General features: G+C 71.6%; 7 protein-coding genes. 2 read left to right on the top strand and 5 right to left on the bottom strand.

Features of this window, described 5'->3' with window-relative positions:
- Positions 1 to 104: 104 nt before the first annotated feature.
- The 4 genes from AB0I10_RS33430 to AB0I10_RS33415 all read right to left on the bottom strand — a co-directional run bounded on the left by AB0I10_RS33430 (position 105) and on the right by AB0I10_RS33415 (position 6,801).
- A complete protein-coding gene (locus AB0I10_RS33430) occupies positions 105 to 1,799 on the bottom strand; it encodes a DUF885 domain-containing protein (protein ID WP_363156437.1) in 1,695 nt (564 codons plus the stop codon).
- A gap of 129 nt (positions 1,800 to 1,928) precedes the next feature.
- The gene (locus tag AB0I10_RS33425; protein WP_363156436.1) at positions 1,929 to 3,323 is read right to left on the bottom strand and encodes a GNAT family N-acetyltransferase; all 1,395 of its coding nucleotides are present in this window, start codon (positions 3,321 to 3,323) and stop codon (positions 1,929 to 1,931) included.
- Positions 3,324 to 3,416: 93 nt separating this feature from the next.
- Complete coding sequence (locus AB0I10_RS33420) at positions 3,417 to 5,066, bottom strand: alkaline phosphatase D family protein (protein WP_363156435.1); 1,650 nt, start codon at positions 5,064 to 5,066, stop codon at positions 3,417 to 3,419.
- Between the two features lie 256 nt (positions 5,067 to 5,322).
- Complete coding sequence (locus AB0I10_RS33415) at positions 5,323 to 6,801, bottom strand: PLP-dependent aminotransferase family protein (protein ID WP_363156434.1); 1,479 nt, start codon at positions 6,799 to 6,801, stop codon at positions 5,323 to 5,325.
- A 77-nt stretch (positions 6,802 to 6,878) separates the two neighbouring features.
- Here AB0I10_RS33415 and AB0I10_RS33410 point away from each other — a divergent pair, with 77 nt between their 5' ends.
- Entirely contained in the window at positions 6,879 to 7,829 is a 951-nt protein-coding gene (locus AB0I10_RS33410; protein WP_363156433.1) for a DMT family transporter, read from the top strand.
- 98 nt (positions 7,830 to 7,927) lie between these two features.
- Here AB0I10_RS33410 and AB0I10_RS33405 read toward each other — a convergent pair whose 3' ends face one another.
- Complete coding sequence (locus AB0I10_RS33405; protein WP_363156441.1) at positions 7,928 to 8,758, bottom strand: alpha/beta fold hydrolase; 831 nt, start codon at positions 8,756 to 8,758, stop codon at positions 7,928 to 7,930.
- A gap of 385 nt (positions 8,759 to 9,143) precedes the next feature.
- On the opposite strand from AB0I10_RS33405, the gene AB0I10_RS33400 reads away from it, so the two are divergent.
- The gene (locus AB0I10_RS33400) at positions 9,144 to 10,373 is read left to right on the top strand and encodes a transposase (RefSeq protein ID WP_363156432.1); all 1,230 of its coding nucleotides are present in this window, start codon (positions 9,144 to 9,146) and stop codon (positions 10,371 to 10,373) included.
- Positions 10,374 to 10,460: the final 87 nt, after the last annotated feature.

Genomic DNA, 10,460 nt, shown 5'->3' with positions numbered 1-10,460 from the left:
GCCACAACACGATGTGTGGTGGCCGGCCGCCGCGCCCCGGACGCGAGGGTGCCCGGTCGTCCGGGGCCGCACTCGCCGCACTGGCCGCCCTGGGCTGTCCGGTGTCAGAGCGCCGAGATCTCGCTCAGCAGATCGTCCAGGCCCAGCGAGCCCTGCGACAGCGCCGCCATGTGCCAGGTCTTGAGGTCGAAGTCCGCGCCGTGCCGGGCACGGGCCGCCTCCCGGCCCCGGAGCCAGACGCGCTCGCCGAGCTTGTAGCCGATGGCCTGGCCCGCCATGCCCTGGTAGCGGATGACCTCGCTCTCGATGTAGTCGGCCGGGCGGCTGCTGTGGCCGGCCAGGAACTCCTGTGCCAGCTCGGGCGTCCAGCGCTCACCCGGGTGGAACGGCGAGTCCGCCGGGATCTCCAGCTCCAGATGCATGCCGATGTCGATGATGACCCGGATGGCCCGCAGCATCTGCGCGTCCAGGTAGCCCAGCCGCCGTTCGGCGTTGGTCAGGAAGCCCAGCTCGTCCATGAGGCGCTCGGCGTACAGCGCCCAGCCCTCCGCGTTGGCGCTGACGATGCCCACGGTGGTCTGGTACCGCGAGAGGCTGTCGGCGACATGCGCCCACTGGGCGATCTGGAGGTGATGGCCGGGCACGCCCTCGTGGTACCAGGTCGACACCAGGTCGTACGCCGGGAAGCGGGTCTCGCCCATCGTCGGCAGCCAGGTGCGGCCGGGCCGGGAGAAGTCCAGCGACGGCTCGGTGTAGTACGGGGCGGCGGCGGTGCCCGGCGGGGCGATCCGGGACTCCACCCGGCGCACCCGCTCGGCGAGCTCGAAGTGGGTGCCGTCCAGCGCGTCGATGGCCTCGTCCATCAGCGACTGGAGCCACTGCCGGGTCTCCTCGACGCCCTCGATGGCCTCGCCGTGCTCGTCGAGCCAGGCCAGCGCCTCCCACGGGGTCTTCGCGTCCGGCAGGATCTTCCCCGCCTCCGCCTGCATCTCGGCCAGCAGCCGGTGGAACTCGGCCCAGCCGAATGCGTATGCCTCGTCCAGGTCGAGGTCGGTGCCGTTGTAGTAACGCGCGAGGTGGCCGTAGCGTTCCCGGCCGACGACGTCCGGTGCGCCCTCGACGGCCGGGGCGTAGGTGTCACGGAACCAGTCGCGCAGCTCCACCAGGGCGCCGGTGGCCACCGCGGCGGCCTCGGTCAGCTCGTCGCGCAGCCGCTCCGGGCCCGGGTCGGTGAACTCCGCGAACCAGCTGCGGTCCGTACCGATCCATTCACCCAACTGGTCGATGACGGTGGCGACTTGGCGCGGCCCGGCGGGCAGCTCCCGCTTGAGGCCGGCGTCCAGCGAGGCCCGGTAGCCCTCCAGCGCGTCCGGTACGGCCCGCAGCCGCCGGGCGATGGCCGTCCAGTCCTCGTCGGTGTCGGCGGGGGTGACGGTGAAGACATCGCGGACGTGGTGCAGCGGCGAGCTGAGGTTGCTGACCGTACGCAGTCCCTCGCCCGTCTCGTGCACCGCGAGTTCGGAGGTCAGCCGCTCACGCAGCAGCCGGGCGCAGCGCCGCTCGGCCGCGTTGTCGCCGCCCGGCCGGGCCTCGGCCTCGGTGAGCTTCTGCAGGGTCGTGCGGGCGAGCTGGGCCACCGCTTCCTGGCCCGTCGGCGAGAAGTCGGGGAGCCTGCCGGAGCTCTCGGCGACGCCGAGGTAGGTGCCGGTGATCGGGTCCAGGTCGACGAGGGCGTCGACATAGGCGTCGGCGACCTGGCGGGGCAGCTGACTGCCCCCGGAAGTAGTGGTGTTGGCCATGCGGGCCATCCTCGTATGGATGCACCCGCTGCGTCACCATCATTAGGCCGGACGTTCCTGTCGCTTTACAGTCCCGTTGCCTGCGCGCCGGGTGCGCTGCCCCCGCCGGGGCGGGGGCAGCGCGGGTGCTCAGCGGCGGCCGGAGCCTTCCCGGGCGATGACGGGCTCCAGGGCGGCCTGCCGGGCCGGCACGTCCGTCGGCCGCGCGGTGATCACCAAGGTGCCCTCCTCGATCTGGTAGTCGAGGGGCAGGCCCAGGCCGCGCATCGCCGCCACCATCCCGGTGTTGGAGGCCTGGGTGATGGCGTAGACGCTGTCGCAGCCCGCCTCGGCCGCCATCGCCACCAGCCGGCGCAGCAGCTCCGCGCCGATCCCGCGCTGCTGCCAGGCATCCTCGACCAGCAGCGCGACCTCGGTCTCGTCGCCGTCCCACAGCAGATGGCCGAGCGCCACCAGCCGCCCGGACGCGGTCTCCACCGCCAGGGTGCGGCCGAACCGGGGGCTGAGCAGATGCCCGAGGTAGCGGTCCGTGTCACCGACCGGGCCGTGATAGCGCAGCGAGAGGGTCTTCGGGGAGCAGCGGTCCTGCATCTCGCGGGCCGCGGCGAGGTCGGAGGTGTCGGCGCGGCGGACGGTGATCTCGTTGCCCTCGGGCAGCGTGAGGACATCACGCCGCGGCGGCACCCGCTGGCCGAGTCTGGTGTCCAGTTCGACCAGCGCGCGCACCCGGGCGAACTCGGTGGGCGTGAACGGCAACTGCGGCCTTTCGATGGTGAGAGAGCCCCCGGAGGGGGCGCGGAACTTCATGGTGTGTTCGTCCAGGACGCCTTCGGCGGGCACGTCCTCGGCGAGCGGCAGCCCGCTCAGCGAGCGCGCGGGCACCGAGCGGATGGTGCAGCGGCCCAGCAACTGCCGTAGGGCGAGGGGGAGTTCGGCGGAGTCCAGCGCCGTACGCGTCGCCAGGCCCAGCATCCGGGTCGGCGCGTCGACGAGATCGTGGGCGTCCGCCCGCTCCAGCCAGGTGTGCGCGCCGCCCGCACGGGCCACCGTACGGGTCAGTTCGGCCGGCGCCAGCGCGCCCGGCGCGCGCAGCAGGAACTCATCGACCGTGCCGTTGGACAGCGGGTGCGTCTGCATGCTCAGTATGTCCACCCGGCGCGCGGCGAGCGCGGTGCACAGCGCGGCCAGGCTGCCCGGCTCGTCCCGGACCGTGGTCCGCATCCGCCACAGCGCCGTCTCCTGCCCGCCGGCCTCGGGGGCCGGGGCGGGGGACGGCGCCATGGTGCCGGTATCGGACGGCGGCGGCCCGGTTTCGTGGCGGCGTGACCACCAGACGTGGAACCCCGCGGTGGCGAGCAGGGCGACGGCCCCGGCGCACAGCAGCACTGTGCCCCGGGGGACATGCGCGATCGTATTGGCGACCGCGTCCGCCACGGCCACGGCCGTGAACAGGGCGGCCAGCTCGACGACGTCCCGGCGCCAGTGGTGGCGGCGGGAGGAATTGGCGGAGGTTTTCTCAGTCATGCACACAGCCTTGCGGACTGGTGTTGCCTGATCACCAACACATTGTGTCCGACGGGTAAAAGATGGAATCAGAAGAATCGATGCATTGGCCCACTATTGTCCGACCCGTCCCGGTTGGAGCACCTTACTGAACAAGACCTCGCCGCCCTCCTGACGCAGCCGCACCGTCAGCTCCCCGCTTCCCCCGTCGATGTCGATCTCGCCGAAGTTCTGCGGACTCTCCGCAGGGGAGGTGTTCGCACGGTCCGGCGCTTTGATGAACGACTGCTCGGGCCCGAACGTTCCATCGAGCTTCAGCGACTGGAACCCGCCCGCGTTCAGCGGACCGGAGACGAACTCCCAGAACGGCGCGAAGTCCGTGAACGCCGCCCGCTCGGGCGCGTAGTGCTGTGCCGACGTGTAGTGCACATCCGTCGTCAGCCAGACGGTGCCGGTCACCTTCTGGTGCTTGATGTGCCGCAGCAGCTCGGCCAGCTGCAGCTCACGACCCAGCGGAACCCCCGGGTCACCCTGTGCCACCGCCTCGAAATCCGTCTTGCCGTCCGGGACGACCAGCCCCAGCGGCATGTCGGAGGCGATCACCTTCCACACCGCACGTGAACGGGACAGCTCGCGCTTGAGCCAGCGCAGCTGCTCGGCACCGAGAATCCCTTGCCGGTCGTCGGTCTGCCGCCCCGGCGAATTGGCATTGCGATAGCGCCGCATGTCCAGCACGAACACATCCAGCAGCGGACCGTGACGCACCACGCGGTAGACCCGGCCTCCCCCGTCCGGGCGCAGCGTACGGATGGGGAAGTACTCACCGAAGGCGCGCAGCGACCGTGCCGACAGCACGTCCGCGTCCTTCTCCGTGTACCGGTCGTCGTCCAGCAGCTGCCCCGGGTACCAGTTGTTGTGCACCTCGTGGTCGTCCCACTGGGTGATCGTGGGAACCTGGGCGTTGAACCGGCGCAGATTGTCGTCCAGCAGGTTGTAGCGGAACGCGCCCCGGAACTCCGCGAGCGTCTCGGCGACCTTCGACTTCTCCTCGGTCGTGACATTCCGCCAGATCCGGCCGTCCGGCAGCGTCACCTTGTCGGTGATGGGGTTGTCCGCGTAGATGTTGTCGCCGCTGCACAGGAAGAAGTCCGGGTTGCGGCGCCGCATGTCCTCGTAGATGCGGTAACCGCCGCGGTCCGGATTGATGCCCCAGCCCTGTCCGGCCAGATCGCCCGACCAGTGGAAGCGCACGCCCGCCCGTCGCCCACCACCGCCCCAGTCGGAATCGCTTCGCGATGCACCAGTTGGATTGCGCGTGTCGGGCGCCGTACGGAAGGTGCCGGTGACCGGCTCGCCGGAGCGCCTGGGCTCGTCCGGATCGGCGAGCAGCACCCGGTAGTGGATCTGCTCACCCGACGGCAGGCCGTGCAGCGACGTGACGCCGGTGAAGTCCGTACCGGCCCCGAGCACCGGTCCGTGCCACCGCCTGGCGTTACGGAACGACTCGGTCGCCGCGGTCTCCACGACCATCCGGGCCGGCCGGTCGGACCGCACCCACACCAGGCCGGAGGACGTCGTCACATCGCCGACCTGCACGCCCCAGTCGGCGCTCGGCCGCCCCTGGCGGGCCTGCGCGGGCGCGGCACCGCGGGCCTGCGCGGGCGCGGCACAGGAAAGAGCGGGCAGCGCCAGCGCAGCGGAACCGCCCGCCGCGCGCTGCAGCAGCGACCGCCGTCCGAAGCCGCTGCCGGATCCCTGCGCCATCTGATACCTCCGTAGTTCGACCGACTCGGTGACGTTCCGTTCGTACCGGTGTCCGATGCCCGGCAGCCGAACGCGCGGTGAACACCACCTGCGCCGTACGCCCCACGGGCCGCGCCCATGGTCGCAAGAGCCCTGACCGATCGCCAGGTCGGCCACCCGACGATTACGGACCTGCTACACGAGCCGGACAGGGCGGGGTGCCGCGGATCCGGGTCGGGCAACGCAAGTGCACCGCCCCGATGTCCGTGCGTCGGCCTCAGCGCAACAGCAGCCGGACGCCGTGCACGATGTCCGACGGCGGGAGATGCGCATAGCCCATGACGAGGCGTACGCGGGTGTCGCGCCCGGACGGCGCGGGGCCGGTGCTCCGGTAGGCGGAGAGCGGCCGCAGTGCCACCCCGGCGCGCCGGGCCCGTGCCAGGAAGCGGTCCTCGGGGCCGTATTGGGCGGGCAGCGTGACGATGACATGGAGGCCGGCGGCGATCCCGGTCACCACGGCACCGGGGCAGTGCTCGGCGAACGCCCCGGTCAGCGCGTCCCGCCGCTCCCGGTAGGCGCGCTGGCAGCGGCGCAGCTGCCGGTCGTAGTCGCCGCGCGCGACGAAGTCGGCCAGCAGCGCCTGATCCAGCACCGGATTGCCCAGATCCATCGTCCGCTTACGGGCCACCACCGCGTCGAGCAGCCCCTCCGGCAGCACCAGCCACCCCAACCGCAGCCCCGGTGCCAGCGACTTGCTCACCGAGCCCGTGTACGCCACCCGCTCCGGGTCCAAGCCCTGCAATGCGCCGACCGGTGCCCGGTCGTAGCGGAAATCCCCGTCGTAGTCGTCCTCGATCAGCAGCCCGCCGGCCGTCCGCGCCCACTCCAGCAGCTGCGATCTGCGGGCGGCCGACACGGCGATCCCGGAAGGGAACTGATGCGACGGGGTCAGCACCACGGCCCGCGCGCCGGAGGCCGTCAGCGCGGCGGTATCCGGCCCCTCGTCATCCAGCGGCACCGGTACGGACGCCAGCCCGGCGGCCGCGAACAGCTGCGCGTGCTCGGGGCTCCCCGGGTCCTCCACGGCCACCGACTGCTGCCCGGCGGCCCGTAGCGCGAACCCCAGCAGCGTCAGCGCCTGTGCCACTCCCGAACACACCACCAGCCGCCGGGGATCGGCCGCGACACCACGCCGCCGGGCGAGCAACTGGGCCAAAGCTGACCGGAGTTCGGGAAGTCCTCGCGGATCCGGATAGCCCAGCGTGCGATGCGGCAGCCGCGCCAGGGCCCTGCGGTGCGCGGCCGACCAGGCGGCCCGGGGGAACAGCGACAGATCGGGCGTGCCGGGGGAGAAGTCGACCTCCGGGAGGCGGTCCGGCGGTGAGTCGACGGCCTCCGGCGCCACGGTGGCCCGTACGGCGCCGCCCACCCAGGTCCCCGAGCCGCGCCGGCTGCGCAGATAGCCCTCCGCCGTCAACTGCTCGTACGCCTCGGTCACCAGGCCCCGCGACACGCCCAGGTCGGCGGCCAGCTCCCGGCCGGCCGGCAGCCGTGTCCCGGCGGTGAGACGCCCCGAGCGCACCGCATCGCGCAGTGCCTCCTGGAGGACCCGGCCACGCTGCCGCGGCGGCGCCGACGCCGTCGGCAACAACAGCTCCCAGGCGGCGTTCCAGGCCACGTCTCCCGGCGTGTCGCCATCCTTCTCGCCGTCCGTCTCGCCGTCCTTCGCCACCAGCTTGCCCCCGCTCTGTCCCATCCCCGCGCAATTGGCCCTCTACAGCGCCACAGAAGTGGACCTTAAGACGTACCACCCGCCTGCCTAACGTCCGTCTCATGAACCGGACCCACCTACACGGCGTGCTCCTCGCCGCCCTCGCCTGCTTCCTCGTCGGCGGCTCCTTCACCGCCAACAGCCTGCTCGGCGACTACCCGTACGCGGGCGGCCAGGCACTGCGCTACGGTCTCGCCTGCCTGCTTCTGCTGCCCCTCCTCGGCCGCCGCGGCACCGCGCCGCTGCGCACCCTCACCGCCCGCCAATGGGGCCGCCTCGCCCTGCTCGCCGCCGTCGGCATGCTCGGCTTCAACCTCGCGATCCTGGCGGCGGAGCGGACCGCGGAACCGGCCGTGCCCGGCGTGTTCGTCGGCTGCGCCCCGGTCGTCGTGGCCGTCATCGTGCCCGCCCTGGCCGGCCGTCGGCCGCGCCCCGCCGTGGTGTACGGCGCGCTGCTCGTCGCCGCCGGCGCGTTCGCCGTACAGGGCTGGGGCCGTACGGACGGCATGGGTATCGCCTGGTCCGTGGCGGCACTGTGCGGCGAGGTCGGCTTTGCCGTCCTGGCCGTCCCGGTCCTGGCGCCACTCGGCCCCAAGCTCCTCTCGGCGGCCGTCTGTGGTATCGCCGCCTTGGAGGGCTGCTTCCTCGGCGGGCTCGGCGTGCTGACCGACCGGGCGGAATGGCTGCGGATGCCGGACGCGGTGGAGGCGGCGGCGCTCGGCTGGCAGGCCGCCGTCGTCACCGTCGTCGGGTTCGTCTGCTGGTACGCGGGCATCCAGCGGATCGGCGCCGAACGCGCCACCCTCTTCTCCGGCCTGATCCCGGTCTTCGCCGCCGTCACCGCCCCGCTCGCCGGAACCGGCGGCTACGGCTTCGCCCAGCTGGGCGGCAGCCTGCTGGTCGGCGCGGGCGTCGCGCTCGGCTCGGGAATGCTGCGCCGCAGCGCGTCAGGAGCGGACGCGGCGACCCGAGTGCCGGAGCGTACGAACACCCGGCCCCGGGCCCGCCGTTGACGCCTGCGGCCTTAGGGCCTGTCCGATGGGCCATGGCCGGGCCCGCGACGCCTGGCACGGCGCCGCGCGGCGTTGCCGAAACGCCCATCGGACAGGTCCTAGCCCACCGTGTCGAGGATGACCCGTGCCACCAGCGCCGGATCGTCATTCATCGGCACATGCCCGCAGCCCGGCAGACGCACCAGCCGGGCGCCCGGAATGGTGTGCTTGGCGCGCACGCCCTGGCGGCGCAGCAGCAGCCGGTCCCGGCTGCCCCAACCGATCGTCACCGGGACGTCCGGCACGTCATCGGTGAACCGCACCTCCCGGCCGGCCGCCAGCGTCCGCGCGAACCCGGGTGCCTCGCGGAGCGCCCGGGTCTCCGCCGCGACGGCCTCGGCCGAACGGCGGCCGGGGTGCGCGTAGATGGTGCCGGTCAGCGACGCCCGGCCGATGACGGACCGCGCCAGCGTCTCCACCACCGGCTGCGGCAGCGCCTGCGCACCGGCGTACATGCCCCGCAGCACCCCGAACGCGTAACGGCGTTCGGCCTGCGTCCAGAAGCCCGCCGGCGAGAGCGCGGTGACCGACCGTACGGCCTTCGTCCGGCCCAGCTCCAGGGCCAGCAGGCCGCCCAGCGAGTTCCCGGCCACATGCGGGCGGTCCAGGCCCAGCTCCGTGAAGGCCGCGGCGAGCAGCGGAACCACCGTCGACAGGTCGTACGAGGAGCCGTCCGGCAGCGCGGGCGAGGCGCCGAAGCCGGGCAGATCGACGGCGATGACCTCGTGGGAGGCAGCGAGGATGTCGCAGACCGGCCGCCACGCCTGGAGATGGTGACCGATGCCGTGCAGCAGAACGATGGGTTCACCGGAACCCTTGCGCTCGTACGCGACCGTGAACGGTGGCCGGTCCACGGGGCGGACACGGGCGAAGGAGACCGAGTCGGCCATGGGGGACTCCTCAAAGGGGGTGCGTTGCTTGCGGTGCTGCCGGGGGTGTGCGGCGTTGCCGGGGGACATGTGCAAACACGATGCCAGCAAAGGCTACTGAGCGGTATGGGGATGCCGGATCGAGTGTCGGCCACCAGCGAACCAACGACCGCGTCCCGCCGGCGCCGCGCCCGTGACTGTGCCGCACCCACGCCCCCGCCCCGTCACCGGATTCCTCCGAGGATGCCCCGTCCTTTGGGGTGGGGAGAAATCGGACTCCTGCGGGGCAGGGCAGGGATAGCGTTTCGCCGTCAGGGTGGAACGGCGTCCACTCGACAGCGGGGTGAGCGAGCCCATCAAGATCGATCGTTCTCAACTGTCAGTCCTCCCAGATAGGTTGACGTGTATGACAACCGCGGCGATGGCGGAGGATGCCGGACATGCCCGGTGGACCTTCCGTCTGCGTGTGTCGTCTGCGGCCCGCAGGGCGTTGATGGGTGAGTGGGACCGGTGCCGGTGGGTGTGGAATGAATGTGTCGCCAAGTCGAAGCAGACCCATATCTGGAACAAGACGCGTCCCGAGGGCGCGGAGAAGAAGACGTGTGGTCCGGCGCAGCTCGACAAGATGCTGACCGAGGCCCGCAAGCGGACCGGTTGGCTGCGTGAGGGTTCCTCGGTGCCGCAGCAGCAGTTGATCCGGGATTTCGGGAAGTCCAAGGGGAAGGCGCACAAGGACATCCGTGAGCGTCTGCCGATGCGGCAGCGCGCCGGAATGCCGTGCTGGAAGAGGAAGCGCGAGGCGCTGCCGTCCCTGAACTACACCCGGCGTGGCTTCCGTCTCAAGGACGGCTGTCTGCACCTGGCGGGCGGCATCGCCCTGACAGTGGTGTGGTCGCGGGACCTTCCGGCCGACCCATCCAGTGTGCGTGTCTATCAGGACTCCATCGGGCATTGGTACGCGAGCTTTGTGGTGCCTGCCGAAGTCGAGCGGTTCCCCGAGACCGGTCGTGTGATCGGGATCGACTGGGGCGTCAAGGAGACCGCGACCACTACATCCGACGCCCACGACCTTCCCCACGCCCAGCACGGGAAGACCGCCGCGCAGAAGCTTGCCCGTTATCAGCGGATGATGGCGAGGCGGAAGCCGAAGCGCGGACAGGCCGGATCGAAGGGCTACCACGAAGCGAAGCGGCAGACCGCGAAGCTGCACAAGAAGGTGGCCCGGAAGCGTCAGGACACCGGCCGCAAGTGGGCCAAGCACGTAGTCCGCGACCATGACGCTCTCGCGGTCGAGGACTTCCGCCCGAAGTTCCTCGCCAAGACCACCATGGCCCGCAAGGCCGCAGACGCGGCCATCGGCGCCACGAAGGCGGCTCTGGTCGAGATGGGCCGCAAGCACGGCAGGGCCGTGCACCTGGTCCACCCCGCGCACACCACCATGGACTGTGCGCAGTGCGGAGCGAGAACCAAGCACGCACTACCTCTTTCCGAGAGAACGTATGCCTGCACTGCGTGCGGAGTCGTATCCCCCAGGGATAAGAACTCCGCCCGCGTGATGCTGGTCCGGGCTGGTCTCAACCCGGCTGGTGCTGATCGTGGAAGTCCAGACCAGGCGCTGCCTGGTCTGGCAGCGTGAGCTAGAAATCCCCACATCGGCCCTGGAGGGTGAGGAATCCCCTTCCTTCAGGGAGGGGAGGATTCAAACTCCGACGTTTCCGCTGGA

The organism is Streptomyces sp. NPDC050636, from assembly GCF_040654775.1.
In the GTDB taxonomy this organism is placed as follows: domain Bacteria; phylum Actinomycetota; class Actinomycetes; order Streptomycetales; family Streptomycetaceae; genus Streptomyces.
The sequence above is the reverse complement of the archived record's forward strand: the minus strand, read 5'-3'. Positions and strand labels throughout refer to the sequence as shown.

Bases quoted from the DNA above. Each gene is read 5' to 3' on its own strand.
- AB0I10_RS33430 (WP_363156437.1), bottom strand. From the start codon at position 1,799: ATGGCCAACACCACTACTTCCGGGGGCAGTCAGCTGCCCCGCCAGGTC.
- AB0I10_RS33425 (WP_363156436.1), bottom strand. From the start codon at position 3,323: ATGACTGAGAAAACCTCCGCCAATTCCTCCCGCCGCCACCACTGGCGC.
- AB0I10_RS33400 (WP_363156432.1), top strand. From the start codon at position 9,144: ATGACAACCGCGGCGATGGCGGAGGATGCCGGACATGCCCGGTGGACC.
- AB0I10_RS33405 (WP_363156441.1), bottom strand. From the start codon at position 8,758: ATGGCCGACTCGGTCTCCTTCGCCCGTGTCCGCCCCGTGGACCGGCCA.
- AB0I10_RS33410 (WP_363156433.1), top strand. From the start codon at position 6,879: ATGAACCGGACCCACCTACACGGCGTGCTCCTCGCCGCCCTCGCCTGC.
- AB0I10_RS33420 (WP_363156435.1), bottom strand. From the start codon at position 5,066: ATGGCGCAGGGATCCGGCAGCGGCTTCGGACGGCGGTCGCTGCTGCAG.
- AB0I10_RS33415 (WP_363156434.1), bottom strand. From the start codon at position 6,801: ATGGGACAGAGCGGGGGCAAGCTGGTGGCGAAGGACGGCGAGACGGAC.